This is a genomic window from Streptomyces sp. NBC_00878, from assembly GCF_026341515.1.
In the GTDB taxonomy this organism is placed as follows: Bacteria; Actinomycetota; Actinomycetes; order Streptomycetales; family Streptomycetaceae; genus Streptomyces.
Genome location: NZ_JAPEOK010000001.1, coordinates 3,753,228 through 3,779,934, shown reverse-complemented (window position 1 = coordinate 3,779,934; position 26,707 = coordinate 3,753,228). Strand labels below are relative to the sequence as shown.

At 68.6% G+C, this 26,707-nt stretch carries 21 protein-coding genes and 1 pseudogene; 9 read left to right on the top strand and 13 right to left on the bottom strand.

Annotated elements, in window-relative coordinates:
- Positions 1-106 precede the first annotated feature (106 nt).
- From OHA11_RS15700 to OHA11_RS15685, 4 genes are all read right to left on the bottom strand, one after another.
- On the bottom strand, positions 107-793 hold the full coding sequence (locus OHA11_RS15700; RefSeq protein ID WP_266496672.1) for an ABC transporter ATP-binding protein: 687 nt from the start codon (positions 791-793) through the stop codon (positions 107-109).
- Positions 790-1,314 (bottom strand): PadR family transcriptional regulator, encoded by a 525-nt coding sequence (locus OHA11_RS15695; RefSeq protein WP_266496670.1) that lies wholly within the window; start codon positions 1,312-1,314, stop codon positions 790-792. The genes OHA11_RS15700 and OHA11_RS15695 overlap by 4 nt, the downstream gene beginning before the upstream one ends.
- Before the next feature lie 287 nt (positions 1,315-1,601).
- Complete coding sequence (locus OHA11_RS15690; protein WP_266496668.1) at positions 1,602-1,853, bottom strand: hypothetical protein; 252 nt, start codon at positions 1,851-1,853, stop codon at positions 1,602-1,604.
- Positions 1,850-2,794, bottom strand: a complete 945-nt coding sequence (locus OHA11_RS15685; protein ID WP_266496666.1) for an SPFH domain-containing protein — start codon at positions 2,792-2,794, stop codon at positions 1,850-1,852. The genes OHA11_RS15690 and OHA11_RS15685 overlap by 4 nt, the downstream gene beginning before the upstream one ends.
- 258 nt (positions 2,795-3,052) lie before the next feature.
- Here OHA11_RS15685 and OHA11_RS15680 point away from each other — a divergent pair, with 258 nt between their 5' ends.
- Positions 3,053-5,470: a transglycosylase domain-containing protein gene (locus OHA11_RS15680; RefSeq protein ID WP_266496664.1), complete on the top strand. Its 2,418-nt coding sequence runs from the start codon at positions 3,053-3,055 to the stop codon at positions 5,468-5,470.
- Between the two features lie 215 nt (positions 5,471-5,685).
- Here the strand turns inward: OHA11_RS15680 and OHA11_RS15675 are convergent, their stop codons facing one another.
- From OHA11_RS15675 to OHA11_RS15660, 4 genes are all read right to left on the bottom strand, one after another.
- A complete protein-coding gene (locus OHA11_RS15675) occupies positions 5,686-7,890 on the bottom strand; it encodes a SpoIIE family protein phosphatase (protein WP_266496662.1) in 2,205 nt (734 codons plus the stop codon).
- 381 nt (positions 7,891-8,271) lie between these two features.
- Entirely contained in the window at positions 8,272-8,967 is a 696-nt protein-coding gene (locus OHA11_RS15670) for a DUF402 domain-containing protein (protein WP_266496660.1), read from the bottom strand.
- Positions 8,968-9,040: 73 nt separating this feature from the next.
- A complete protein-coding gene (locus tag OHA11_RS15665; protein ID WP_266496658.1) occupies positions 9,041-10,426 on the bottom strand; it encodes an aspartate ammonia-lyase in 1,386 nt (461 codons plus the stop codon).
- 234 nt (positions 10,427-10,660) lie between these two features.
- On the bottom strand, positions 10,661-12,328 hold the full coding sequence (locus OHA11_RS15660; RefSeq protein ID WP_266496656.1) for a fumarate hydratase: 1,668 nt from the start codon (positions 12,326-12,328) through the stop codon (positions 10,661-10,663).
- Positions 12,329-12,659: 331 nt separating this feature from the next.
- Here OHA11_RS15660 and OHA11_RS15655 point away from each other — a divergent pair, with 331 nt between their 5' ends.
- The gene (locus OHA11_RS15655; RefSeq protein WP_266496654.1) at positions 12,660-13,361 is read left to right on the top strand and encodes a DUF1707 domain-containing protein; all 702 of its coding nucleotides are present in this window, start codon (positions 12,660-12,662) and stop codon (positions 13,359-13,361) included.
- A gap of 163 nt (positions 13,362-13,524) precedes the next feature.
- Positions 13,525-13,902 carry a WhiB family transcriptional regulator gene (locus tag OHA11_RS15650; protein ID WP_266496652.1) on the top strand — a complete coding sequence of 126 codons (378 nt, stop codon included), beginning with the start codon at positions 13,525-13,527 and terminating at the stop codon, positions 13,900-13,902.
- Between the two features lie 234 nt (positions 13,903-14,136).
- Here OHA11_RS15650 and glpX read toward each other — a convergent pair whose 3' ends face one another.
- A complete protein-coding gene (glpX, locus tag OHA11_RS15645) occupies positions 14,137-15,168 on the bottom strand; it encodes a class II fructose-bisphosphatase (RefSeq protein WP_055615017.1) in 1,032 nt (343 codons plus the stop codon).
- Positions 15,169-15,293: 125 nt separating this feature from the next.
- Between glpX and OHA11_RS15640 the strand changes: the two genes are divergently transcribed.
- Complete coding sequence (locus OHA11_RS15640; protein WP_266496649.1) at positions 15,294-15,812, top strand: DUF4245 domain-containing protein; 519 nt, start codon at positions 15,294-15,296, stop codon at positions 15,810-15,812.
- 104 nt (positions 15,813-15,916) lie between these two features.
- Here the strand turns inward: OHA11_RS15640 and OHA11_RS15635 are convergent, their stop codons facing one another.
- From OHA11_RS15635 to OHA11_RS15625, 3 genes and pseudogenes are all read right to left on the bottom strand, one after another.
- Positions 15,917-16,174: an exodeoxyribonuclease VII small subunit gene (locus OHA11_RS15635; RefSeq protein ID WP_266496647.1), complete on the bottom strand. Its 258-nt coding sequence runs from the start codon at positions 16,172-16,174 to the stop codon at positions 15,917-15,919.
- A 21-nt stretch (positions 16,175-16,195) separates the two neighbouring features.
- Positions 16,196-17,404 carry an exodeoxyribonuclease VII large subunit gene (xseA, locus tag OHA11_RS15630; protein ID WP_266496646.1) on the bottom strand — a complete coding sequence of 403 codons (1,209 nt, stop codon included), beginning with the start codon at positions 17,402-17,404 and terminating at the stop codon, positions 16,196-16,198.
- A gap of 58 nt (positions 17,405-17,462) precedes the next feature.
- Positions 17,463-17,777: pseudogene (locus OHA11_RS15625) on the bottom strand (amino acid permease); the annotation flags it as partial.
- Between the two features lie 91 nt (positions 17,778-17,868).
- Here OHA11_RS15625 and OHA11_RS15620 point away from each other — a divergent pair.
- Positions 17,869-18,885, top strand: coding sequence for a 4-hydroxy-3-methylbut-2-enyl diphosphate reductase (locus OHA11_RS15620; RefSeq protein ID WP_266496644.1), 1,017 nt, complete (start codon positions 17,869-17,871; stop codon positions 18,883-18,885).
- A gap of 29 nt (positions 18,886-18,914) precedes the next feature.
- Positions 18,915-19,661, top strand: coding sequence for a polyphosphate--glucose phosphotransferase (gene ppgK, locus OHA11_RS15615; protein WP_266496642.1), 747 nt, complete (start codon positions 18,915-18,917; stop codon positions 19,659-19,661).
- Positions 19,662-19,724: 63 nt separating this feature from the next.
- On the opposite strand, the gene OHA11_RS15610 is transcribed toward ppgK, so the two are convergent.
- Positions 19,725-20,282 (bottom strand): DUF6542 domain-containing protein, encoded by a 558-nt coding sequence (locus tag OHA11_RS15610; protein WP_266496640.1) that lies wholly within the window; start codon positions 20,280-20,282, stop codon positions 19,725-19,727.
- Positions 20,283-20,444: 162 nt separating this feature from the next.
- On the opposite strand from OHA11_RS15610, the gene ychF reads away from it, so the two are divergent.
- The 3 genes from ychF (at position 20,445) to OHA11_RS15595 (ending at position 26,558) form a co-directional block, all read left to right on the top strand.
- Positions 20,445-21,533 carry a redox-regulated ATPase YchF gene (ychF, locus tag OHA11_RS15605; protein ID WP_266496638.1) on the top strand — a complete coding sequence of 363 codons (1,089 nt, stop codon included), beginning with the start codon at positions 20,445-20,447 and terminating at the stop codon, positions 21,531-21,533.
- A gap of 492 nt (positions 21,534-22,025) precedes the next feature.
- Positions 22,026-22,265, top strand: coding sequence for a transposase (locus OHA11_RS15600; RefSeq protein WP_266496636.1), 240 nt, complete (start codon positions 22,026-22,028; stop codon positions 22,263-22,265).
- 666 nt (positions 22,266-22,931) lie between these two features.
- Positions 22,932-26,558, top strand: a complete 3,627-nt coding sequence (locus OHA11_RS15595) for a LamG-like jellyroll fold domain-containing protein (protein ID WP_266496634.1) — start codon at positions 22,932-22,934, stop codon at positions 26,556-26,558.
- Positions 26,559-26,707 lie beyond the last annotated feature (149 nt).

Genomic DNA, 26,707 nt, shown 5'->3' with positions numbered 1-26,707 from the left:
AGGTCCTTCGACCACTGCTGGAAACCAGGGGTGGCGCGTGCGGGCTCCCAGGCGTTCGGCTCGGGGGGAGTCTCGGACCGGGCGGTGGTGGGTGACGGGCCGACGCTCATACGGCGCGCTCCATGTCCCGGGACTTCCCGTCGCGTACGACGACCTCGCGGTCCGAGTAGGCCGCGACGCGGGGCTCGTGCGTGACGAGGACGACGGCGGCGTTGGCGGACCGGGCGGCTTCCGTGAGCAGCTCCATCACGCGCTCGCCGTTGAGCGAGTCGAGCGCGCCGGTGGGTTCGTCGGCGAAGAGCACGCGCGGGTCGGTGACCAGCGCGCGGGCGACGGCGACGCGCTGTCCCTGGCCGCCGGAGACCTCGCCGGGCCGCTTGGCCTTGAGATCGTCGACCTCTACCTGTTCCATCCGGGCCAGGGCGATGCGCTCGGCCTCCTTGCGGGAGGTGCCGTTCAGCCGCAGCGGCAGTGCCACGTTCTCGACGCAGGTCAGCTCCGGTACCAGCTGGCCGAACTGGAAGACGAAGCCGAACTGGGAGCGGCGCAGCGCGCTGCGCTGGGTGTCGCTCATCGTCGCCATTTCCTGGCCGCTGTACATGATCGAGCCCGAGTCGGGCGTCAGGATCCCGGCGAGGCAGTGCAGGAGGGTCGACTTGCCGGAGCCCGAGGGGCCCATCACGGCGACGACCTCGCCCGGGTGGATGGAGAACCCGGCGCCGTCGAGGGCGTTGGTGGGGCCGTACGCCTTGCGCAGGTCGTGGGCCACGAGCAGGGAGCCTGCGGGGGTCATCGGGTCACCGCCTCTGTGAGCTTGCCGAGGCGCGCGGCGGTGAGTTCCAGCCAGCGCAGGTCGGCTTCGAGATGGAAGAGCGCGTGGTCGCAGACGAGCTGATCGGCGAGATCGCCCTTGCGTTTGCGGTCGGTGAGGATCCGCATCATGCGCAGGTGCTCCGCGCGCTGGGTGTCGAGGATCTCGGCGGCGTCGCGGTGCGTCAGGAGGGCGAGGACGACCTTCGTGTAGAGGGTCGACTGCAGATAGGGCTCCGGCTTCTCCGGCGTGGCGAGCCACCGCTGGACGTCGGTGACGCCCGCCTCGGTGATCGCGTACCGCTTCCGTTCGGGCCCGTCGCCCGCCTCTATCCCGTCGACCTCCACGAGGCCGTTCTTCAACAGCCGGGACATCGTCGAATAGACCTGGCCGTAGTGCAGCGGCCGGTCGTGACCGAATTTCTCGTCGAAGGCCCGCTTCAGGTCGTAACCGTGACGCGGCCCGGACTCCAGGAGCCCCAGAAGGGTGTGACCGATGGACATGCGGAGCACTGTACACAGGGCGTATACACCGCGTGTATACGCACCGTGGATACTCGGATCCGAGGCGTACGGGTCCGCAGGTCAGATGCGATTGTCACGGTTTTGCTACTGGAAAGAGGGACGGGGGAAGGGCTCAGTCTTCAAGGGCGCGGGGCCGTGTCGATATGCGGCCCCGCCGCGTGGGCGCGACCCGCCACAGCGAGCCCGCACCTCACCACGAACCCGCACCCCTCACCACGAACCCGCCGCCCCTCACCACGAACCCGCCGCCCCCAAAAAAAGCGCACCTACTCCTCGGCCTCCCCAGAGACGGGAGGCCGACCCCGGCGAGGTATCGGCCCAGCCCCGCCCGGTAGCCGTCCCGTCTCCGCGAGAGCGCGGCGCAGCAGGAACTCGATCTGCGCGTTCGCGGAGCGCAGCTCATCGCCCGCCCACCGCGCAAGCGCCTCGTACACGAGCGGATCCAGCCGCAGCAGCACCTGTTTGCGCTGCTGCCGCGGCCGCTGCTGAGGGGAAGTCCCCTCCGGAGGTGAGGTCACTGGTAGAGGGATCCCGTGTTGAGGACGGGCTGCGGAGCGCGGTCCCCGCACAGGACCACCAACAAGTTCGACACCATCGCCGCCTTCCGCTCGGAGTCCAGCTCGACGATGTCCCTCTCGGTGATCCGGGCGAGCGCGTCCTCGACCATGCCGACCGCACCGTCCACGATCTGCCGCCGCGCGGCGACGACCGCGCCCGCCTGCTGCCGCTGGAGCATCGCCGAGGCGATCTCGGGAGCGTACGCGAGATGCGTGAAGCGGGACTCGATGATCTGCACACCCGCGGCCTCCACGCGCGCGTGGAGTTCGACGGCGAGCTTCTCGGTGATCTCCTCCGCGTTGCCCCGCAGTGACAGACCGTCCTCGTCGTGCGCGTCGTACGGGTACTCGATGGCGATGTGCCGCACCGCCGCCTCGGTCTGGGTGGCGACGAACTCCAGGAAGTCGTCCACCTCGAAGCTCGCCTGCGCGGTGTCCTCGACCTTCCAGACCACGACCGCGGCGAGTTCGATCGGGTTGCCGTAGGCGTCGTTGACCTTGAGGACGGCCGTCTCGTGGTTGCGTACCCGCGTCGAGATCTTCGTACGGGACGTCAGAGGGTTCACCCAGCGCAGGCCGTCCTCGCGGATCGTCCCCCGGTAGCGGCCGAAGAGCTGGACGACGCGGGCCTCGCCCGGCGCCACCATGTTCAGACCGCACATGGCGACGAAGGCCGCGAGGCCTATCAGGATGCCGAACACGATGAGCGCGGCCTTGCCGCCGGTGGAGTCCACCGCGGTGGCGCTCACGATCATGCCGGCGCCCAGCAGCAGGCCGACGAGCCCGAGCAGCAGCGCGAGACCGCCGCCGATGCTGTGTGCGACGGACTCCCGGACGCGTGGTGCGGGCATCTCGGGCACGTCAGCGGTGTGTGGAGAGCCGTGCGAGTCGTGCGTGGACATGGGTGATCCCCCGTTTCGTCGTGCTGTCGCCCTCGTGTGAGAGCCTATCTTTGTTCTATCAAAGTGATAACACTTTACCCCGCACGGCAACCTTCCACTCCTCCCGGAAGTCGGTTCAGTCGGGACAGGTGCTGATTGTCACGTCCGTAAAAGACGGGATCGGCCGTCCTTTGTCAGTACGCGCGGTGTTAGTTTGCTGAGCTGACCTGAGCTACGAACCTGTGAGACTCGCGAGACGGAAGCGGAGCGGACGGACCCATGGGACGAGCGGAAGAGAGACGTGCGCGGCAGCGCGGTGGCCACCGTGCCGCGCCGAAGCGCTCGTCCAGAGCCGGCGCCACGGGCGGTGTCGCGAGCGGTTCCAGAGCCGATGGCACGGGCGGTGTCGCGAGCGGTTCCAGAGGCGCCAAGAGAGCCAAGGGTGCCAAGGACGGCGCCAAGAGCGGCATACGCCGCCTCTTCACCTGGAAGAAGCTCCTCGGGACGTTCTTCGGTTTCTGTCTGCTCGGGATGGTCGCCTTCATCGCTCTGTACCTGATGATCGACGTTCCCAAGGGCAACGCCGCCGCGGTCCAGCAGAGCAACATCTACAAGTACAGCAACGGCGATACGCTCGCCCGCGACGGCGACGTCAACCGCGAGCTCGTCGACCTGGACCAGGTCTCCAAGGGCGTCCGGATGACCTTCGTCGCCGCCGAGAACAAGTCTTTCTACGACGACGCGGGCGTCGACTTCAAGGGCACGGCCCGCGGTCTGATCAACACCCTCTCCGGCAAGGGCAAGCAGGGTGGTTCGACGATCACTCAGCAGTACGTCAAGAACTTCTACCTGACGCAGGACCAGACCGTCACGCGCAAGCTGAAGGAACTGGTCATCTCCCTGAAGGTGGACCGCCAGGAGTCCAAGGACGAGATCCTCGCGGGCTACATCAACACCAGCTACTACGGCCGCAATGCGTGGGGCATCCAGGCCGCCGCTCAGGCGTACTACCGCGTCGACGCGGCCGACCTCACGGTCGCGCAGGGCGCCTACCTCGCCGCGCTGCTCCAGGCACCGAGCCAGTACGACTGGGCGGTCGCGACCCCCACCAGCAAGAAGCTGGTCACCGACCGCTGGAACTACGTCCTGGACAACATGGTCGGGGAGGACTGGCTGAGCGCCACCGAGCGCGACGGCATGAAGTTCCCGGTGCCGAAGGACCCCAAGGGCGCGCCCGGTCTGCAGGGCCAGGCCGGCTACCTGGTGGAGGCGGCCGACAACTCGTTGATGAAGCAGCTCGTCGCGCAGGACATGGCCTCCGACCTGAAGGAGGCCGAGACCATGGTCAAGGCGGGCGGCTGGACCATCACGCTGAACATCGACAAGAAGAAGCAGGCCCAGCTGGAGAAGGCCGTCAAGAGCCAGTTGACGAGCAAGCTCGACTCCAAGGAGCGGGCCATCGACGCCGACGTCCAGGCCGGTGCCGTATCCGTCGACTCGGAGACCGGCAAGGTCCTCGCGATGTACGGCGGTGTGGACTACGTGAAGCACTACACGAACAACGCGACGCGCCGCGACTACCAGCCTGCCTCCACCTTCAAGCCGTTGATCCTGGCCGCGGCCGTCGACCACGACGCGGAGACGCAGGACGGCACGCCGATCACGGCGAAGACGATCTACGACGGCACCAGCAAGCGGCCCGTCGTCGACAAGGGCAAGAAGGTCGGCTTCTCCCCGCCGAACGAGGACGACGCCGACTACGGCGACATCACCGTCCAGACCGCGATGAACAAGTCCGTCAACTCCGTCTTCGCACAGCTGGGCGTCGACGTCGGCATGGACCAGGTCATGGAGACCGCGGGCGAACTCGGCATGGACGTCAAGGGGGCCAGGGCGGTGCCCGCCCAGACGCTCGGCACGATGGGCGCGAGCCCGTTGGAGATGGCCGGTGCCTACGCGACGCTCGACAACCACGGCAGGAAGGTCACCCCGGCCCTCGTGAAGTCGGTCGAGCACAAGGACCGCGCGGTCGAGTTCCCGGACCCGATCGGCGACCAGGTCATCAGCCCCGAGGCCGCCGACACGGTCACCTCGGTACTGACCGGCGTGGTCGACGACGGTACGGCCAGGAAGTCCGTACGGGACAACCCGGCGCGCGACGGCCAGCAGGTCGCGGGCAAGACCGGAACGTCCGACTGCAACAAGTCGGCCTGGTTCACCGGCTACACGCCGAAGCTCGTCACCTCGGTCGGCGTCTTCGGGGAGGCGGCCAAGGCGGGCACCACCCGGTGCGGCAAGGACAAGCCGGTGAAGGTCAAGGCGTACAGCCAGGTCTCGCTGCAGGGCGCGGCGGGCGGCGGCCGGGTCAACGGCGGTGCCTTCCCGGCCCAGATATGGGCGGAGTACACCTTCGGCGTGATGGGCGACGTCTCCAAGTTCGACCTGGACACCGACCAGGGGGCGGCCGTCCAGCCGCCGGAGACGCCCACGGTCTCGCAGCAGCCGGAGACCCCGTCCGACACGCCGACCCCCGAGGACCCGAAGACCACGCCGCCGACGACCAGTCCGCCGGTGGAGACCAGTCCCGAGTCCACCCCGCCGCCCGAGGAATCACCGACCCCGACGACCAGTGCGCCGTCGTCACCGGGCGGCATAGAACTACCGACGGACCCGGACGACCCGCAGTCCGACCAATAAAATAGGGGCGCCCCGAGCAGCCCCGCACCCCGACAGGGGCGCGGGGCTGAGTCGATATGCGGCTCCGCCGCGTGAGCTCGACCAGTCACATCCGTACGCGCCACTGCCTTTGGCGCGCGCCACCCGCTCGGGGACCCGCTCCCGGTTGAACGGGAAGGGGCCTGTTCCGGTTCGATGCGGACCGACTGCCGAGGGGCGTCCCGAGCGGGTACCCCTCAGCCGTGGTTCAACTCGAACCAGACCACCTTTCCCGTGCTGAGCCGGGTCGCTCCCCACCGTCTGGCCAGTTTGTTCACCAGGTAGAGACCGCGGCCGCCCTCGTCCGTGGCCCGCGCCTGCCGCAGCCGCGGCAGCTGCGGCACGTCGTCACCGACCTCGCAGCGCAGCACGTCCGTACGGAGCAGGCGCAGCGTGACGGGCCGTGACGTGTAGCGCACGGCGTTCGTCACGACCTCGCTGACGAGCAGCTCCAGGGAGTCGGTGAGCTCTTCCAGGTCCCAGCGGGAGAGCGCCTTGCGGGCCAGCCGACGGGCCCGGCCGGGCGCCGAGTCCTCGGGGTCCAGATGCCAGAGCGCGACATCGCTCGGCGCGATCCCGTCGAAGCGGGCGGCGAGCAGTGCGATGTCGTCGTCCCGGTCGCCCGGGCCGAGCATGTCGAGCACCTCGTCGCACAGCGCCTCAAGGGGCGGCGGATGGTCGGCGCCGGTCAGCTGCGCGGTGGCGGCGAGCTTCTCGCGCAGCTGCTCTATCCCGGTCCACACGTCACGCAGCCGCGACTCGACCAGACCGTCGGTGTACAGCAGCAGTGTGGCACCGGCGGGCGCGTCCAGCTCGACCGCCTCGAAGTCCACGCCGCCCACGCCGATGGGGGCGCCCGGCGGTACGCGCAGCACCTCGGCCCGGCCGCCCAGGTGCAGCAGGACGGGCGGGGGATGGCCCGCGTTGGCGATGGTGATGCGGTGCGCGACCGGGTCGTACACCGCGTACAGGCAGGTCGCCATGCGGTCGGTGCCGAGCCGCTGGGCCTGCTCGTCCAGGTGGTGCAGGACCTCCTGCGGGGGCAGGTCGAGACCGGCGAGGGTCTGCGCGGTCGTCCGCAGCTGGCCCATGATCGCGGCCGAGGTCATGGAGTGGCCCATGACGTCACCGACGACGAGGGCGACCCGGCTGCCGGGCAACGGGATCGCGTCGTACCAGTCGCCGCCCACCCGTGCCGTCTCGGCGGCCGGAAGATACCGGGACGCCAGCCGCACACCTGTCGGCCGGGGCAGCGTCTCGGGCAGCATCGTGCGCTGCAACTCGTCCGCGATGTACGCCTCGCGCCCGTACAGCACCGCCTTGTCGATGCCGAGCGCGCTGTGCGTGGCGAGCTGGGCCGCGACGAGCAGGTCGTCCGTCTCGAAGGCCGGCCGGTCCGGGCGGCGCAGGAACAGCGCGGCGCCGATCACGCGCCGACGCCCGCGCAGCGGGGCGAGGATCGCCCGCTGGCCGCCCGGCACGGTCAGGTCGTCACCGATCAGCTCGGGCAGCGCGGCCCGCGCGGCGGGCGCGTCCGCGAAGACCGGCCGTACGCCGCGCAGCACCTCGTTCAGCGCGCCACCGGGCCGTACGGTGCACAGCTCGGCGGTGATCCCGAGGTCGGGCTCGGGCTGCAGCGCGGGCAGCAGGAAGCCCTCGGTGTCCCGGTCCTCCGGAATCCGGTCCGTACGCCGCAGCCGCAGCACGACGGGCCCGGTGGGCCGTTCGTCGCCGACCGGCAGCGGGTCGCGCAGATAGACGAGGATCGCGTCCGAGAAGGTCGGCACGGTGGCCCGGCACAGGCCCATCACGATCTCGTCGAGGTCGATACCGCGGGCGATCCGCCGGGTGGCGGCCCCCACGAAGCGCAGCCGGTCGCCGTCCCGGCGCATGGGCATCGGAGTGCCCGGCGCCGTGCCCTGGCCCGTACGCCGCTCCTTGCCGCTCTGGGCGGCGGTCGACTCGGCACCCGACTGGGCCGGGATGGCCTCCGCGGGCCGCGGGCGGTGCGGATCGGGCTCCGTGGCCGACGGCTGGGAGTGCTCGGGCCCCGAGCCGGCGGGCGCGCCGGTCGGGCCGTGGCCGCCGGAGGGCGCGGGCGGGCCCTGGCTGCCCGCCGGGGTCCCGGACGCGGCGGGCGTTCCCGTGGCCGCGGAGAGGGCGCCTGAGGGCGTGGGAGAGCCGGGCGGGGCCTGGTCGTCGGAAGCGGGCGCACCACCGGGCGCACTCGTGCTCCCGGACAGGGCGGGGGCCTCGGCCGGCCGGCCCTGCGCGGGCAGAGCGGGGGAGCCCTGCGCCGGCGGCTCCGGGGTACGCAGAAGCGCCCCGCGGGGGTCCGCGGGGGCGGTGGGCCGGGCAGCGCTTGGCTGGCGGCGCTCGTGGGAGGTGGGGTGCTCCGTCACGCGTGTCGAATCCATCCGTCCGGTGCTGCGCGCCGTGCGTGCAGTTCGTCCCGCAGAAATCCCGATACCCGGAATGCGTGCCCCAGGAACGGAATCCCCGCGTGGTCAGACAGCCTCTCAGAAGAGAAACCGTCGGGCACCGGCGGGAGCAGCCCGTCCGGCCGTCTCCAGACCGTACCGCTGTGGCCCTCGTACCCCTCGCTCACGTCCTGCCGCCCCTCGGTGACGTTCGGTCAAGCCCAGCGCGTGCTCCGGGAGTTGTCGCTTCGCGCCCACCCGCCACCCGACCACCACTCCTCAACGACGGTGCCGCGCACCGACCCTGACTGTTCGTTGCGGAGGACGATCCTACGGTTCTACCACGGGGGCACAGCAAGGGTCTCACGTGGACACGTGCGCGGGCGTACGATCCCAGTCGTCCGGCAATGACGGTACCGACCAGGACGGATCCGGGCGCCAGTTCTGCCAGCCGTCCGGGAACGGCGGGCCCCAGGTGCGGATCACCTCCACCGCGGCCCGCCCGGCCTCCTTCACCCGCGCGGCCAGTCGGGCGTCCATCAGGCCGTCCCGCTGGGCCTGCGCGAACTCGTCCTCGTCGCGCCAGCCCCAAGTCCGGTCCGGGTGGACCGAGATGTCGAGGAAATGGTCCTCGGAGTCCACTCCGCCGTCCCATCTGGCCAGCGGTTCCTCCAAGTTGACGTACCAGTTCTTGAACTGCCAGCCGGGCTCCCAGAACAGCCACACCGACCACGGCTCACCGGGCCGCGCCAGCTTCAGCACCCCCGTACCGAACCAGTGGCCGCGCCCGGTGGTCCGCGGCTTGGTGTAGCGGGTCTCCAGCGGCTCCACGTGCACGGGTGTCCCGTCGGTGAGAACGGGCTTGACGCACTCCGTCCCCGGGGCCAGCCACACGGCGAGCAGCTCCTCGTCGTCCCGCACGACGGTCACGGGGCGCACGATGTGGAAGCGCTCGCCGGCGTTCTCCCGGTAACGCCACAGGATCTGACTCCCGGGGTTCCAGTACGTCGCCGTCGACCCGCCCGCTTCCACCTGTGTCACCGCTTCACCCTCTGCCATGAACAGATATTAGGTGCCCATGGCATGAGACGCTGCGGCGCGCGTCACGGTTCGCGCGCCGGGCCGAATGACGTTACGGCCGCGTCATCCGCAGGACATCCAGGGCCTCGTCCAACTGCTCCCGGGTGAGGTCGCCGCGCTCGACGTAACCGGACTCCAGGACGACCTCGCGGATGGTCTTCCGCTCGGCGAGGGCCTTCTTGGCGACCTTCGCGGCCTCCTCGTACCCGATGTACTTGTTCAGCGGCGTCACGACGGAGGGCGACGACTCGGCGTACTCGCGGGCGCGCTCGCGGTTGGCCGTGATCCCGTCGACGGTCCGGTCGGCGAGCAGCCGCGACACGTTCGCGAGGAGCCGGACCGACTCCAGTACGTTCCTCGCGATGACCGGCAGCATCACGTTGAGCTCGAAGTTGCCGGAGGCTCCGGCGGCGGCGATCGTGGCGTCGTTCCCGGTCACCTGCGCGGCGACCATCAGTACGGCCTCGGGAATGACCGGATTCACCTTGCCGGGCATGATCGACGAGCCCGGCTGGAGGTCGGGCAGACTGATCTCGGCCAGACCGGTACGAGGCCCGGAGGCCATCCACCGCAGATCGTTGGCGATCTTCGTGAGTCCCACGGCGATGGTCCGCAGTTGCCCGCTGGTCTCGACGATCCCGTCCCGCGCCCCCTGCGCCTCGAAGTGGTCGCGCGCCTCGGTGAGCGGCAGCCCGGTGCTCCGCGCGACCTCGGCGATCACGGCGGCGGAGAACCCGGGCGGGGTATTGATCCCGGTCCCGACGGCGGTCCCCCCGAGGGGCAGCTCGGCAAGCCGGGGAAGGGAGGCCTGGAGCCGCTCGATCCCGTACCGCACCTGGGCGGCATACCCGCCGAACTCCTGTCCGAGCGTCACGGGTGTCGCGTCCATGAGATGCGTACGCCCGGACTTCACGACGTCGGCGAACTCCTCGGACTTGCGGGTGAGCGCGGCCGCGAGGTGCTCCAGGGCGGGGACGAGATCGCGGGTGACGGCGGCCGTCGCGGCGATGTGGATGGACGAGGGGAAGACGTCGTTGCTGGACTGCGAGGCGTTCACGTGGTCGTTCGGATGTACGTCCCTGCCGAGCCGTTCCGTCGCCAGCGTGGCGATGACCTCGTTCGTGTTCATGTTGGACGAGGTCCCGGACCCTGTCTGAAAAACGTCTACGGGGAAGTGCTCGTCCCACTTCCCGTCCACGACCTCCGCGGCCGCGTCCTGGATGGCCTCGGCGATGTCCTTGTCCAGCACCCCGAGCCCGGCGTTCACCTTGGCCGCGGCCGCCTTGATCCGGGCGAGGGCCTCGATGTGCGCCCGCTCGATCCGTTGCCCGGAGATCGGGAAGTTCTCCACGGCGCGCTGGGTCTGGGCCCGCCACTTCGCGTCCGCGGGGACGCGGACCTCACCCATGGAGTCGTGTTCGATCCGGTAGTCGCTCATGAGAGGTACAGCGCCCCCGCCGCCCCTACCCATTCCCGTCCCTCGGGGGCGCTGCCCCCGCACCCCCGCTCCTCAAACGCCGGAGGGGCTGACTTCCAGCCCGTCCGGCGTTTGAGGACGAGCGCGTTCAGCGCGATACGGGGGTCTGGGGACGGAGCCCCCAGGAACGGGATGGGAACGGGATGGGAACGGGTAGGGGCGGCGGGGGCGAAAAACACCCGCAGCGATCACCAGCTAACCCAGCCCAGGCCCCCGCACAGGAATCGACGTGAACGTCGGCGCAGGCGCCGGGTCCTTGAAGAAGTCGTTTCCCTTGTCGTCAACGACGATGAACGCAGGGAAGTCCTCGACCTCGATCTTCCACACGGCCTCCATCCCGAGCTCCTCGTACTCGACGACCTCGACCTTCTTGATGCAGTCCTGCGCGAGACGGGCAGCCGGCCCACCGATGGACCCGAGATAGAAGCCCCCGTGGGCATCACACGCGTCCGTCACCTGCTGCGACCGATTCCCCTTCGCCAGCATCACCTTGGAACCGCCCGCCGCCTGGAACTGCGCCACGTACGAGTCCATCCGCCCGGCCGTGGTCGGCCCGAACGACCCGGACGCGTACCCCTCGGGGGTCTTGGCCGGCCCCGCGTAGTACACGGGGTGGTCCTTCAGGTACTGCGGCATCTCCTCGCCCGCGTCAAGCCGCTCCTTGATCTTGGCGTGCGCGATGTCCCGCGCCACGACCAGCGGCCCGGAGAGCGAAAGCCGCGTCTTGACCGGGTACTTGGTCAGCTCGGCGAGGATGTCGTCCATGGGCTGGTTGAGGTCGATACGGACCACGTCCGCCGACTCGTCGAGGTGCTCGTCCGTGGTCTCCGGCAGGAACCGCGCCGGGTCCGTCTCCAACTGCTCCAGGAACACACCCTCCGCGGTGATCTTCGCGACGGCCTGCCGGTCGGCGGAGCAGGAGACGGCGATGGCGACCGGGCAGGACGCCCCGTGCCGCGGCAGCCGCACCACACGCACGTCGTGACAGAAGTACTTGCCGCCGAACTGCGCCCCGATCCCGATCCGCTGCGTCAGCTCGAAGACCTTCTCCTCCAGCTCCTTGTCCCGGAAGCCGTGCCCGAGCTCGGAGCCCTCGGCCGGAATCTCGTCCAGGTAGTGCGCGGACGCGTATTTCGCGGTTTTGAGGGCGTACTCGGCGCTCGTCCCGCCGACGACGATCGCCAGGTGGTACGGCGGGCAGGCCGCGGTCCCCAGGGAGCGGATCTTCTCCTCCAGGAACTTCATCATGGAGGCCTCGTTCAGAACGGCCTTCGTCTCCTGGTACAGGAACGACTTGTTGGCCGAACCGCCGCCCTTCGCCATGAACAGGAACTTGTAGGCGCCGCCGTCGGTCGCGTACAGCTCGATCTGGGCCGGCAGGTTCGACCCGGTGTTCTTCTCGTCCCACATGGTCAGCGGGGCCATCTGCGAGTACCGCAGATTCAGGTTGAGGTAGGCGTCGTAGATGCCGCGGCTCAGCGCGGCCTCGTCGCCGCCCTCCGTGAGCACGTTCTGCCCGCGCTTGCCCATCACGATCGCCGTGCCGGTGTCCTGACACATGGGCAGGACGCCCGCGGCCGCGATGTTCGCGTTCTTCAGGAGGTCGAGCGCGACGAACTTGTCGTTGTTCGACGCCTCGGGGTCGTCGATGATGCGCCGCAGCTGCGCGAGGTGGGCCGGCCGCAGGTAGTGCTGGATGTCGTGGATGGCCTCGGCGGCGAGCGTCCGCAGCGCGTCGGGCGCCACCTTGAGGAACGTGCGCCCGTCGGCCTCGAAGGTGGAAACACCCTCCGAGGTCACCAGCCGGTACGGGGTGGTGTCCTCTCCCTGGGGGAGCAGATCGGTGTACACGAACTCAGGCATCTCGCCAAATCCTTCATCGACAGATAGTGGCCGGCCTCCATTGGCGGGCGCCCACCAGCGTAGAACCTGCTACTGACACCACGCTTGTGAGGTAAGGCTCAGTTCGCCGTCCGTACCCCCTAGGGCCTGTCTGGCAATTCCCGCCTGCCTCGCGACGCCATGCACGCACTCTCGCCGCACCGGGCGCAGACCCACGTACATCCAGTACGAGGATCTACGCCCGGCGCGCCGAGAGCACGCACCTGACGCCGCGAGGCCGCCCTCCGGGCGACGACGGGAATAGCCAGACAGGCCCTAGTCGCGATCTATCGCGTTTGGGTACGCTGCTGTCGTGGACCTAGAGAAGAGCACCGCGCCCGCACCCGACCTCCGGAAGCAGACCGACCTCCGGGCCTCCGACGCCGACCGCGACCGGACGGCGGACATCCTGCGCGAGGCCCTCGCCGAGGGCCGCCTCACCGCGGAGGAGCATGCCGAGCGGGTCGAGGACGTCTTCCGCGCGAAGACCGTCGGCGAGCTGGAGCCGCTCGTGGCGGACCTGCCGGCCGCCCACCCGTCCCGGCCGACGGCGACGTTCGCCGCGGCGCCGAACCGCCCCACTCCGGGCACGGTCCCGCCGGTCGCCGAGGAGAACGTGGTGGCGGTGTTCAGCTCCGCCGTCCGCAAGGGCCGCTGGCGCATCGGCCGCCGCACGCACGCGTACGCGATCTTCGGCAGCGTGGAGATAGACCTCAGCGAGGCGATCTTCGAGCACCAGCAGGTCGTGATCAAGGCGATCTCGGTCTTCGGCAGCATCGAGATCCGCGTCCCGGAGAACGTGTCGCTGCGGGGCAACGGCGGCGGCGTCCTCGGCAGCTTCGAGGTGGACACGCTCGATTCGGCCGACCACGACGCACCCGTGGTGTACGTGGACGGGCTGGCCGTCCTGGGCAGCATCGAGGCAAAACCCAAGCGGGGCAAGCTGATCGAGGACATCCTCGACCGGGTCGGGGACCAGGTGAATGCCAAGTTGCGCAAACACCTCGGGCATTGACGGTCGCGAATTTCGCGGCGAGCGGAGGGTACAGGTCCAGTAGTGACGGTCCAGTGCCGGACGGGATCTCCCGCGCTTGGGAACTCAGTGCATAGGCGCGCGCACAGCGGGTAGGCCTTGCTGCATCGTCTCTCGCTCGCGAAGCCGTCGTCAGGAGTAGACCGTGCTGCATCCGCCGCATCAGTCCCTGCAGGTCGCTGCCGTTCCGCCCCAGCCGGTGCCGGTGCGGGAGAGGGACCAGGAAGCCCCGTGGCACACGGAGGCCGTGTGCCGCCGCGACGAGGCCGGCCTGTTCTTCGCGCCCTCCAAGGAACCCACCGCCGCCCGGCTGTCCCGGGAGGAGGCGGCAAAGCGGGTCTGCGGCCGCTGCCCGGTGATGGTCGAGTGCCGAGAACACGCGCTGCTGCAACCCGAGCCGTACGGAGTCTGGGGCGGCCTCACCGCCGCCGAGCGCCGCGTCGTGCTCGCCCGGCGCCGCCGCCGCGACCTCGAACTCAAGAAGGCCGCCCGCCCAGCGGGGACGATAGCCGCGGCCGGCTAGACCGTCACACCGATGGGGCGCCCCTCCGCACAAGGGGCGCCCCATCGGCGTACGAGATCAACCGCTCCGCCGCGGTTTCCTCCACGGCGACTGTCGTTGCGTCACGCCTACTGCGGCCCTGCGGCTGCTACCGCGTTGCCAGGACGCGCTTTAAGGGGCGCGGGGAACTGCGCGACCAGCCACAACGAACCCGCAGATACCCACGGGCCCGCATGAACGGCACAACCGACGGAGTCACTTCGCCCGGTCGAAGTCGATCGCGCTGTACGCCCGCAGCTTCGCCAGCCGGTGCTCCGAGTTGATCTGCCGAACCGTCCCCGACTTCGACCGCATCACGATCGAGTCGGTCGTCGCCGTCTCGGGCCGATAGCGGACCCCGCGCAGCAGCTCGCCGTCGGTGATCCCGGTCGCCACGAAGAAGACGTTCTCGCCGGAGACCAGGTCGTCGGTGAACAGGACCCGGTCGAGGTCGTGCCCCGCGTCGACGGCGCGGGCGCGCTCCTCGTCGTCCTTGGGCCACAACTTGCCCTGGATCGTGCCGCCCAGACACTTCACCGCACAGGCGGAGATGATGCCCTCGGGCGTACCGCCGATGCCGAGCAGCAGGTCGATGCCGGTGCCCTCGCGCAGCGCCAGGATGGAGCCCGCGACATCGCCGTCGGAGATGAGCTTGATGCGCGCGCCGGTCTCCCGGATCTCCTTGATGATGCCGTCGTGGCGCGGCCGGTCGAGGATGACGACCGTGACGTCCTCGGGTGTGACCCGCTTGGCCTTGGCGACCCGGCGGATGTTCACGGACACGGGCGCGTTGATGTCGACGAAGTCGGCGGCCTCGGGGCCGGTGACCAGCTTGTCCATGTAGAAGACCGCGGACGGGTCGAACATGGTGCCGCGGTCGGCGGCGGCCAGCACCGCGATCGCGTTCGTCATGCCCTTCGCGGTCAGCGTGGTGCCGTCGATCGGGTCGACGGCGATGTCGCACTCGGGGCCCGTCCCGTCTCCGACACGCTCCCCGTTGAAGAGCATCGGGGCCTCGTCCTTCTCGCCCTCCCCGATGACGACCACGCCGTTCATCGAGACGGTGGAGACGAGGGTCCGCATGGCCCGTACCGCCGCGCCGTCGGCGCCGTTCTTGTCGCCGCGGCCGACCCAGCGGCCCGCGGCCATCGCGGCGGCCTCGGTGACCCGGACGAGCTCCAGGGCGAGGTTGCGGTCGGGGGCCTCGGACGGGACCTCTAGTTCGGACGGCAAGTGATGCTCGGTCATCGGAGCGCACCTTTCTGATACGACGACGGCCGGATGAGGGTTCGGGCCGACTCTATCCTCAGTCCGACAAAATGAGCAGGGGGGCCCACGGATGAGCAGACCAGTACACCTGCGACGATGGGGGCGTGGCAGGTATGAAAGGCAAGCAGACGGTCCGGGACATGGTGTTGTCCCTGGGCCTGATCGGCGTAGTCGCGGGCTTCATCTACGTCTTCATTCCCCATGACGACTCGGAGCCCCCTCTCAAGCGGGTCGACTACCGCGTGGAGCTCCTCACGGCACGCCGTGCGGCCGCCTATCCGGTGGCGGCGCCGGAAGGCCTGCCCGCGGAGTGGAAGGCGACGTCGGTGCGGTTCCAGGGCGACGACTTCGACGCGTGGCACCTCGGTTTCCATGACCCCGACGGTGAATACGTGGCGATCGAGCAGTCCACTCAGAAGCCCGTCCCGTTCATAGAGGACGCGAGCCAGGGCGCCGAGGAGACGGACGAGACGCAGCGCATCGGCACGCGCTCCTGGACGCGCTACGAGGGCGCGAAGTACGACGCTCTGGTCCTGAAGGAGAAGGGCTCCACGACGGTGGTGACCGGCACGGCGTCCTTCGCACAGCTGGCGAAGATGGCCGAGGCACTGAAGACGGAGTAGCGCGGACACCGCCGTACAGCCTGAGGGTGGGCAGGGGGTGGTGCCGTGAGTGCGAAGGGCGTCCACGGCCCCGCCCGTCAGGCGGATTCCAGGGCCCCTCGCCACTAGGAGCCGGTGTCCCCCGAGTTTCCAGAGGTCCCCGACTCCTCCTCCTCGGCATCCTCCTCCGCCAGAGCCGCGTCAAGGCGGGCGCGGGCGCCGTCCAGCCATCGTCGGCACACCTTCGCCAACTCCTCGCCCCGCTCCCACAGAGCGAGCGATTCCTCAAGCGTCGTACCGCCCGCCTCCAGGCGTCGTACGACCTCGATGAGCTCGTCCCGCGCCTGCTCGTACCCGAGCGCCTCGTCCGTCGTGCTGGTCATGCGCCCACCCTAGGGTCTCCCTCAGACATCGACTCGTACCGTGAACTCACCCTCGGCGACCCGCGCCCGCAGGGGCTCGTCCGCCGTCACCTCGTCCGGGGACCGGACCGCGTGGCCGTCGGACTTCTGCAGTACCGCGTACCCCCGCTTGAGAGTCGCGGCGGGGGAGAGGGCCACCACGCGCGCGTGCGTGTGCGTCAGCTCCGAGTCGGCACGGTCGAGGAGGTGCCCGAGCGTGCGGCGGCCGCGGTCGAGCAGCGAGGAGACCTGGTCCGCCCGCTCGTCGACCATCCGGTGCGGATCCTCTATCGAGGGGCGGGCCAGCGCGTGCGCGAGTCCTCTCTCCTCCCGGTCGATGAAGGACTGGACGCTTCGGCGGGCGCGGTCCCGCAGGAACTGGACGCGCTCGTACTCCTCGCCGACGTCGGGGACGACCTTCTTCGCGGCGTCGGTGGGGGTGGAGGCGCGCAGGTCGGCCACGTAGTCGAGCAGCGGGGTGTCGGGTTCGTGCCCGATGGCCGAGACGACCGGTGTACGGCAGGACGCGACCGCCCGTACGAGCTGCTCGTCCGAGAACGGGAGCAGGTCCTCCACGCTGCCGCCGCCGCGCGCCACGATGATCACGTCCACGTCGTCGAGCGCGTCCAGGTCCTTCACCGCCTGGACGACCTGGGGGACGGCGTGGACGCCCTGCACGGCGACGTTGCGCACCTCGAAGCGGACGGCGGGCCAGCGGTGGCGCGCGTTCTCGAGCACGTCGCGCTCGGCGGCGGAGGCGCGACCGCAGACGAGCCCGATGAGCTGGGGCAGAAAGGGCAACGCCTTCTTACGCTCGGCCGCGAACAGCCCCTCGCTCGCCAGGGACTTCTTCAACTGCTCCAGCCGGGCAAGCAGTTCACCCACGCCCACGGGCTTTATCTCGGCGGCCCGCAACGACAGCTGCCCACGCGGCGCGTACCACTCGGGCTTCGCGTGTACGACGACACGGGCGCCCTCGCTCACGACATCGGCGACCGCGTCGAACACCTGGCGGTAGCAGGTCACGCTCAGCGAGATGTCGTACGACGGGTCGCGCAGCGTCAGAAACACGACCCCCGCGCCCGGCCGCCGCGACAACTGGGTGATCTGCCCCTCCACCCACACCGCCCCGAGCCGGTCGATCCACCCCCCGATGAGCCGCGACACCTCACTGACGGGGATGGGCGCGTCCGCGGACGTGTTGAGAGCCATACGGCGAGCGTAGCCGCAGGCTGTGACAGAGCGGTCGAGGGTCGTAGCGGGTTGGGGCGAGTTGGGCGGGTGCGGGCAGTGGTGGGTTGAGGAGGTAGTCCAGCATCGCCATCCACCCGGCGACGAACCTCGCCTCCTTTAGGAGCGCCACGCGCGCGTAGGCGTACACCGAACCCGCCCGGGGGACCACGCACACCATCTGGGCGTAGCTGAAAGCGGTGAACGCCATCGCGACCGTGGCGACGACGTAGACCGGCGCGGCCGCCCCGTGGGACCCGGCGTCGAGGGTCCCGTAGATGCCGACCGGGGCCATGGGGGCGATGAACAGCAGCCCGTGGACGACCAGATCGCGGAAGCCGAGACTGCGCCGCAGCCCCGGCTCAGCTCCCCAGTTCCCCCGTTCCCGAGTTCCCGACCAGTCTCCCCAAGGCGGTGATCTTTGACCCGCCGGGCGCGGCCTTACGATGGGATGCATGACTGCTTCGACTGGCCGCCGTGTCCTCCTCGCCGCCCCCCGTGGCTATTGCGCGGGAGTCGACCGTGCCGTGATCGCCGTCGAGAAGGCCCTGGAGCAGTACGGGGCCCCTATCTATGTCCGCCACGAAATCGTCCACAACAAGTTCGTCGTGCAGACCCTGGAAAAGAAGGGTGCGATCTTCGTCGAGCAGACGGCGGAGGTCCCCGAGGGGTCCATCGTCATGTTCTCGGCGCACGGCGTCGCCCCGGTCGTCCACGACGAGGCCGCGGCCGGCAGGCTCGCCACCATCGACGCGACCTGCCCGCTGGTCACCAAGGTCCACAAGGAAGCCGTCCGCTTCGCCAAGGAGGACTACGACATCCTCCTGATCGGGCACGAGGGCCACGAGGAAGTCATCGGCACGTCCGGCGAGGCCCCCGAGCACATCACGCTCGTCGACGGCCCCGAGGACGTCTCCAAGGTCGAGGTGCGCGACCCCTCCAAGGTGGTCTGGCTCTCCCAGACCACGCTGTCGGTCGACGAGACCATGGAGACGGTCGACGCCCTCAAGAACAAGTTCCCGCAGCTCATCTCCCCGCCCAGCGACGACATCTGCTACGCCACGCAGAACCGCCAGATCGCGGTGAAGAAGCTCGCCGAGGACGCCCAGCTGGTGATCGTGGTGGGTTCGAAGAACTCCTCGAACTCGATCCGGATGGTCGAGGTCGCCCTGGACGCGGGCGCCGCCGCCGCGCACCTGGTGGACTTCGCCGCCGAGATCGACGAGGCCTGGCTGGAGGGCGTCACCACGGTCGGCCTGACCTCCGGCGCCTCGGTCCCGGACGTGCTGGTGGACGGCGTGCTGGAGTGGCTGGCCGAGCGCGGCTACGGAGACGTGGAGACGGTGAAGACGGCCGAGGAGTCCATCACGTTCTCCCTCCCCAAGGAGCTGCGCCGCGACCTGCGCGCGGAGGCGGCGGCCCTGGTGGCGGAGCGCACCGGTAGCACCCCCTCGGCGGAGTGACTGTCCGTCGTACGACGTAGCGTAGAGCCATGCAGATCTTCGGTGTGGACATCGGCGGCTCAGGGATCAAGGGCGCTCCCGTGGACCTGGACGTGGGCGACCTGGCGGAGGAGCGTCACAAGGTGCTCACGCCGCACCCCGCGACGCCCGAAGCGGTGGCGGACGGCGTGAAGGAGGTCGTCGGCCACTTCGGCTGGACGGGCCCGGTCGGGATCACCTTCCCGGGCGTGGTCACCGGCGGCGCCACGATCCGTACGGCCGCGAACGTGGACAAGGCGTGGATCGACACCGACGCCCGCGCCATGCTCAGCGACCGGCTGTCGGGACTGCCGGTGACCGTGCTGAACGACGCGGACGCGGCGGGCGTCGCCGAAATGCAGTTCGGCGCGGGCCGCGACCGCCAGGGCACGGTCATCCTCCTCACGTTCGGTACGGGTATCGGCAGCGCCCTCTTCGTGGACGGCGTCCTCGTGCCGAACACGGAGCTGGGCCACCTGGAGCTGAACGGCCACGACGCGGAGAAGCACGCGTCCACCAAGGCCAAGGAGGACCACGACCTCACCTGGGAGCACTGGGCCCGGCGCGTCCAGAAGTACCTGGCCCATGTGGAGATGCTCTTCTCGCCCGAGCTGTTCATCATCGGCGGCGGCGTCAGCCGCAAGTCCCACAAGTTCCTGCCCCTGATCGAGGACATCAAGGCCGAGATCGTCCCGGCCCAACTGCAGAACAACGCGGGCATCGTGGGGGCGGCGATGCGGGCGGCGAAGTCGGCCTAGCCACAACCGCCGGCGAGGCCTGTCCGGCGAGCCGGGCGCCGACCGCCCCAGGGGGATTGACCGTCAGGCGGTTCGGCGCCGCTGCGCGGCACGACGGCTCATCATCCGCAGCTTCCGTACGGTGACGATGAGCCCGGCGACCAGCGTGCCTCCGTACAGCCACCCGGCGTGCAGCGCGAGTGCGGTGACCAGCCCCATCACCCGCCCGAAGAACCCCCCGTCGCTGTCGGCGATCGGCAGCAGTCCGACGGCGAAGGAGATCGGCACGGCGACGACCGCCGTGACGAGGTCGGCCCGCCGCACCCACACCGCCGTCAAGGCGCACACCGGCAGGAACAGCACCCCGTAGACGACGGGCGAGGCCCCGAACAGCAGTGCGTCGAGACAGGCCAGCGCGAACATCGACGCGGCACAGAACAGCCCGCTGCCCAGCCCGGTGAGCCGGGGGTTCGGAAACCGGCGTACGGCCTGCACGAGCGGTGACACGGCCGGCGCGGTCCGCGGGACACCGGCCCCGGCCTGCCGGGTCGTACGGGCTCCACCCCGTCCGGCCTGCGGGGGAAGGGGCGCGCCGCGTCGCAGCGGCGGTGACTGAGGGGTACGAGTTCTGTGTTGCTCCACAGGTCCAACTTAGGTCGGGTTATGTGTGGAACAGGCCCTGGGACACGCGCTTTCGCCGACCTTGGGCAAGCGTTCGATACGTCGCCGGTGCGGGGCGCGGAACGCCGTAGACTGGTGGATCGTCTGGCTCGTCCTCCACCCTTACGTACGGGAAGTCGCAACGTGTCGCTCACGATCGGAATCGTCGGTCTGCCGAATGTCGGCAAGTCGACCCTGTTCAACGCCCTGACCAAGAACGACGTGCTGGCGGCCAACTACCCGTTCGCCACGATCGAGCCGAACGTCGGCGTGGTCGGCGTCCCCGACCCCCGCCTGGCGAAGCTGGCGGAGATCTTCAGCTCCCAGAAGATCCTCCCGGCGACGGTCGACTTCGTCGATATCGCGGGCATCGTGCGCGGCGCGAGCGAGGGCGAGGGCCTCGGCAACAAGTTCCTCGCGAACATCCGCGAGTCCGACGCGATCTGCCAGGTCATCCGCGCCTTCAAGGACGAGAACGTCGTGCACGTGGACGGCAAGGTCTCGCCGAAGGACGACATCGAGACGATCAACACCGAGCTGATCCTCGCGGACCTGCAGACCATCGAGAAGGTCCTGCCGCGACTCCAGAAGGAGTCGCGGATCAAGAAGGACATCGCGCCGAAGGTGGCGGCGGTCGAGGCGGCCAAGGAGATCCTGGACGCCGGCCAGACCCTCTTCGCCGCGGGCATCAAGCAGGACTCGGACCAGGAGGCTCTCCTCCACGACCTGCACCTGCTCACCGTCAAGCCGTTCCTGTACGTGTTCAACGTCGACGAGGACGAGCTGACGGACGACGCGTTCAAGGCCGAGCAGAGTGCGCTGGTCGCCCCTGCCGAGGCGATCTTCCTCAACGCCAAGCTGGAGCAGGACCTCGCCGAGCTCGACGAGGAGGACGCCCTGGAGCTCCTCCAGTCCGTCGGCGCGGAGGAGCCCGGCCTCGCCACGCTGGCCCGCGTCGGCTTCACCACCCTCGGCCTGCAGACGTACCTCACGGCAGGCCCCAAGGAATCCCGAGCCTGGACCATCAAGAAGGGCGCCACCGCCCCCGAGGCCGCCGGAGTCATCCACACCGACTTCCAGAAGGGCTTCATCAAGGCGGAGGTCATCTCCTTCGCCGACCTGGTGGAAACGGGCTCGGTCGCGGAGGCCCGCGCCAAGGGCAAGGCCCGTATGGAGGGCAAGGACTATGTGATGCAGGACGGGGATGTGGTGGAGTTCCGCTTCAACGTTTAGTTTCACCTCGAATCGCCCACTGGTCTGCGTTCGTGCAGGTCAGGGGGCGATTTGTTGCTTGGATTCGTATGTTGTGGCGAAACGTTCAGGGCCTCGGTTCACGAGTTGCGAAAAAGTGTTTGCGCAGGTCAGGGCGTTGCGGTCCGGTAGTTGAATCCGGGCGGGGGTTTCCGGTTGCTGGATTTTTGCTGGTTCGGTCGGCGTGACTGGAAGACCAGCCTTCGGCGGGTGCCGTCGGCAACGAGGACGCGCCAGTTCGCGGAGGGACGGGTAGGGGCCACGGAGCATGGCGGGTGATCGTCGGTTTTAGACTTGGCCCTGGCCGTCTGTGTTCAGCCCGGCGAACGTCAGTGACCGGGACGGCGCCATGGTGCCATTTGCCCGCTGTGCCGGGAAGTTTCCGCGGCTGCGGCATCTGTGGGCCGACCAGGACTACCGCGGCCGGGACTTCCTGGCCTGGGTCCTGGAAGAGGCGGGATCACCATCCAGGCCGTGCTGCGCAAGAACGCCGACTTCCGCAGTACCTGGGGCAAGGCCGACGCTCCACCACGTGAGGTGCCGATGTTCACGGTGGTTCCGCGCCGTTGGGTGATCGAGCGGAGTTCTGCCAGGCTGGCCCGGTACCTGAGACTTTCCAGGGACTACGAGTACTTGACCACCAGCCAGGAGAACGCGATCTACCTGGCCACGGTCGTGATCCTGCTGCAGCGGACAGCAAAAGCCCTACCTTGAACGGGACTTCTCGGGACATCCTCCGATGGAGCGGAGCGTGCACGGGGCGGTTGCAGGCTGGTACCTCGACCGTCCTTGTCCTGTTATTGGAGTTGGTCAGCTCGCACTCGGGGACCCTCGCAGGCTGCGACGACGAGCGATTCACGGCGACGCTCGCTCGGCAACTACATGATGTCTGCGCAGGTTCTACCGAGGTTCCCGTCACGGCCATGTAGTCGTCGCAGCCAGTAAGGAAGGAGCCAAGACTCCCGTTGGCGTGGCCAGATCTGAACGGCGCTGCCGGGTGGAACTCGGTCATGAACTTGCCTGTGGACTAGGTCCCTGGGGCAAGTTTGCAGCGAAGGAGTGATCTCTGAAGATCGAGGCGGGATTCGGCTGGTTTTGCCCGAAGAGCGCTACCCGGAGTAGTTGAGGTGGTCTGGTTAGAGGGTGATCGCTAACCCGGACGAATCTGTGTAAATATGCAGGTCAGGCGGCACCTGTGACTTCTGATTGTGCTGCAGGATCCTTGACTTGTGGAACTGATGAGGCGTTAACTCGCTGCGCTCGTGAATTGTTTGTGACTCTGGGGTGGGGACTGTGGAGTACGGGTGGGGGTACCGGTGTGTCCAGGTACGAAAAAGACGTTCATCCCGGGGCAGCGCCGGTGTGGCGGCTGTGGCCTTCATGGCACTGCTGTCCCCGCTTGTAGTGCCGTTGGCGGACGCGCAGGCGGCCGTTCCGGAAGCCGAATCTGCTGAGTTGTCGGAAGGGCAGACTGCCCTGTCCGAGGCGGCCGAATCCGGCAAGCGGGTGGAGGTCACGGGCGAGCGTTCCGAGCGGACAACCGTGTTCGCCAACCCGGACGGTTACACCTTCACCTTGCAGGAGTCGTCGGTTCCGGTGCGGGTGGTCAAACCCGGCGGGGGATGGCAACTGCCCGATGCCACGCTGGTCAAACGCGAGGATGGATCGGTGGCGCCCAAGGCGGCCGCGCCGCAGATCGTGTTCTCCGGTGGCGGCGACCGGGAGCCGTTGGCGCGAATCGCTCATACGGGGCGGTCCTTGGAACTGGAGTGGCCGGGCACACTGCCTGAACCGAAACTCGATGGTGCCAGTGCGTTGTATGCCGAGGTGTTTCCGGACGTCGACCTGAAGGTGACGGCGACCGTTGAGAGTTTCAAGCATGTGCTGGTGGTCAAGTCGCGCAAGGCCGCGGCAAGCGCGGAGTTGGAGAAACTCACCTTCGGGTTGAGGACCGAAGGGTTGAAGGTCCGGGAAGGCAATGCCGGAAACGTGACAGCGGTAGATTCCGACGGGAACGCCGTTTTCAAAGCACCTCCGGCTCGGATGTGGGACTCGGCCGGCAAGGCTGCCAAGGATCAAGCGCCCTCGACTCAGCGGGCATTGGCTGATGCAGGGGATCCCGCCGACCCGTCCGAGTCCGCCCCGTCGGGCTCAGGGGTCGAGCCGGGCCAGGGCGATGCAGTAGCGCGGATGGACGTGAAGGTCACCGAGGGATTGCTGTCGGTCACCCCGGACGCCGGGATGCTGGCCCAGTCGGATGCATCGAAGTTCCCGCTGTTCATCGACCCGAGCGTGACGTGGGGGGAGTCGGAGCGCACATTGCTGCGCTCCGACGGTTATGAGGACTACGCCTGGGGCAACGGCGAGGACGACCTGGGCAAAGGCGCGGGCAAGTGCGGGACATGGAACGGCTACTACTGCGGGCCGGGCTATGTGCAGCGCCTGTACTTCGAGTTCTCGCCGGCCAGTTTGAAGGGCAAGAGGGTTCTGGACACGACCTTCAGGGTGACTGAGCCATGGGCGTTCCAGTGTGATCCGCGCTGGGTGGATCTGATCCGCACCAAGGACAACATCTCTTCCTCCACCACATGGGCTTCCCGTCCAGGGGGCTGGGACACCATGGGAGACCGCCTCGTGTCGGCTGGGCGTGGGTCGCTGTGCGATCCGGACTCGCCGGACGCACCGATCGAATTCAACGACAACCCGGATGAGTCGAACGAGAACCTGACGCCGACGGTGCGTGACTTCGCGGCCGGAAAGTTCGACCGGCTCACATTGATGGTCAAGGCGCACGACGAGACGGACACTTCAGCCTGGAAGCGGTTCCGCAATGACGCGGTGCTCGAGGTGGACTTTGTTGGCCTGCCGGACAAGCCGACCGGTGTCGGACTGGCAGCCGGCACCGGGACAGTGTGTGAGAAGAGCGAGACTGATCAGGCAATCGTGTCAAACCCGCGGCCGCTACTGCGGGCGACGACACAGACCAAGGCGGGCGGAGAGTCGGGCGCCCAACTGCGTATTAACTACGACATCGACCAGAAGAACGCCAGCGACGGGACCTGGTCGGACACGACGCCCCCTGGCACGGGTGACCTGATGCCGCCGAGCGGCTATGCGGGGGATGGCAGAGCACTTGCCCTGTCCTGGTCGACGCTCAACGACGGATCCCTGTACCGGTACCGGGCGTGGGTGCGCTCCTACTACAACGGGGGCAACAGCTTCCTTTCCGGGCCGTCGAACGCGACGACGACCGGCTGGTGCTACTTCAAGGTCGACTCCTCAGCGCCCAAGGCCCCGCAGATCGCGATCAGCGATCCGTATAGGGCGTGCACTGCCGAGGCCTGCATGCCCAATGGCGGCCCCGGGCAGAAGGCCACCTTCACCTTCAGCCCCGACACAACGGATACCAACGTCGTCCGCTACCAGTACAAATTGCCCGACCAGGATACCTGGACCAGTAAGACTGGATCGACGGTGAGCGTTGAGTTCACACCTCAGCGATCGGGGACGCATACCCTGCAGGTGCACGCTGTGGACAACGTGGGAAGCGGCAGACCTGGCGCCGACAACACAGTGGAGTTCCTGGTTGCTGCCGGCGAGGGGCCGATCGGGCGCTGGCGTTTTGACGAAGCCAGCGGCGCGGCGAAGGACTCCGCCACGGCCGGCGGCACGACCCGGCACGACGCAGTGCTCGGCGGCGGTGCCGTCCGTGATGACCGAGGGCGCCGCGGGCTGATCACCCACGATGCGCAGGGGCTGCCACTGGAGAACGCAGTCACCGACAAAGGCCTGGCCCTCAACGGTAGCACCGGCTACGCGGCGACCCAGAGCCCTGTGTTGGAGACCCGCTCTGCGTACACCCTCTCGGCGTGGGTCCGTTTGGACTCCCTGACCAAGCCTGCGACTGTCCTGGGGCAGACCGGGCCGGACGGCAATGCATTCGCCCTGTGGTACTTGGCGGACACGAAGAAGTGGTATTTCGGTGTGCGCGCAGTCGGCGCGTCCGGCTACCAGGGCCGCTACTCGGTCTATGAGGCGCAGGCCAATGTCTGGACGCACCTTGCCGCCACCTATGACCCGGTGAAGGGGGAGCAGGTGTTCTATGTCGACGGACGACGGCAAGGCACCCCCCTCGCTGTGTCGCAGTCCGTTACGACCGATCAGCCGCTGCAGTTCGGCAGGCTTCAGCTCACGAGCAGCTACACCTATCACCTGCCCGGTTCGATCGATGAGGTCGCGGTGTGGCAGAGGGCGCTGGAGCCCGAGGAGGTCGCAGAGGAGGCCCAGTTGCTGACGTCGCAGACCTTTGCTGCGGCGGAATTGGTGGCGGACTGGGATGCGTCCAGGGGCAGCGGCACCACGGTTGCGGACACGACCTCCGGTTACGGCAGGCCCCTGACCCTGAGCAGCGGGGCATCGCTGGACGGATCGGCGATCGTGCTGGACGGGGTGGACGATGCAGCCACCGCGAACGGCCCGCTGGTGTACGACCATGCGGCCTTCACCGTCTCCACCGTGGCGAGGCTCAACGGAGCCGCACTGGCGGATAAGGACGTCGGCTACATCGGGCAGGTTCTGGGTCAGCGCACCGCGGACGGATCGGCGTGGGGGATCTGGTACGAGCTCACCGGCAAAGAGACCGTGCTGGACGACGAAACCTTCGAGGAGAAGACGGTCTCGGTCGGCAAGTGGCACTTCGGCCGCTTGAACGCGGACGGCACATTCAGTTCCGTCGTCTCCGACGAGGCTGCCGCACCCGATACCTCGGTCCGTCTCACCGGCATCTATAACTCCTTGAACGGGACGATCAGTCTGTATCTCGGCCACAACCAAAACGGTGATGCCGAGGAGTTCACGGTCAAGCTCGGCACGGGCGACTTCGCCCTGGGCAAAGCCTTCAACGGCGACGCATGGAAGCACTATCTGCCGGTCCGGGTCGCGGAAGTCCGGCTGTGGGCGGGCGCGATGGCCGGCTCCGAACAGATTGACGCCACCATCGGCGGCTGAGCAACCAAGCGGGGCAGCGGGTAGCGCTGCCCCGCCACGGCCTGCGGCAGACCGTGTACATGACTTCGACCTTCTCTCTTGGAACCGGGTGGGGCAGAACTAATGGCGTTTGGCATAGGCACCTCAAGACGGCGGCGGGATGGCGGGCG

What these genes read in the sequence shown, in the direction of transcription:
- OHA11_RS15700 (WP_266496672.1), bottom strand. Translation starts at nt 793, where the DNA reads ATGACCCCCGCAGGCTCCCTGCTCGTGGCCCACGACCTGCGCAAGGCG.
- xseA (WP_266496646.1), bottom strand. Translation starts at nt 17,404, where the DNA reads ATGGCTCTCAACACGTCCGCGGACGCGCCCATCCCCGTCAGTGAGGTG.
- OHA11_RS15670 (WP_266496660.1), bottom strand. Translation starts at nt 8,967, where the DNA reads ATGGCAGAGGGTGAAGCGGTGACACAGGTGGAAGCGGGCGGGTCGACG.
- OHA11_RS15680 (WP_266496664.1), top strand. Translation starts at nt 3,053, where the DNA reads ATGGGACGAGCGGAAGAGAGACGTGCGCGGCAGCGCGGTGGCCACCGT.
- OHA11_RS15695 (WP_266496670.1), bottom strand. Translation starts at nt 1,314, where the DNA reads ATGTCCATCGGTCACACCCTTCTGGGGCTCCTGGAGTCCGGGCCGCGT.
- OHA11_RS15635 (WP_266496647.1), bottom strand. Translation starts at nt 16,174, where the DNA reads ATGACCAGCACGACGGACGAGGCGCTCGGGTACGAGCAGGCGCGGGAC.
- glpX (WP_055615017.1), bottom strand. Translation starts at nt 15,168, where the DNA reads ATGACCGAGCATCACTTGCCGTCCGAACTAGAGGTCCCGTCCGAGGCC.
- OHA11_RS15660 (WP_266496656.1), bottom strand. Translation starts at nt 12,328, where the DNA reads ATGCCTGAGTTCGTGTACACCGATCTGCTCCCCCAGGGAGAGGACACC.
- OHA11_RS15620 (WP_266496644.1), top strand. Translation starts at nt 17,869, where the DNA reads ATGGGATGCATGACTGCTTCGACTGGCCGCCGTGTCCTCCTCGCCGCC.
- ppgK (WP_266496642.1), top strand. Translation starts at nt 18,915, where the DNA reads ATGCAGATCTTCGGTGTGGACATCGGCGGCTCAGGGATCAAGGGCGCT.
- OHA11_RS15595 (WP_266496634.1), top strand. Translation starts at nt 22,932, where the DNA reads ATGGCACTGCTGTCCCCGCTTGTAGTGCCGTTGGCGGACGCGCAGGCG.
- OHA11_RS15685 (WP_266496666.1), bottom strand. Translation starts at nt 2,794, where the DNA reads ATGTCCACGCACGACTCGCACGGCTCTCCACACACCGCTGACGTGCCC.
- OHA11_RS15665 (WP_266496658.1), bottom strand. Translation starts at nt 10,426, where the DNA reads ATGAGCGACTACCGGATCGAACACGACTCCATGGGTGAGGTCCGCGTC.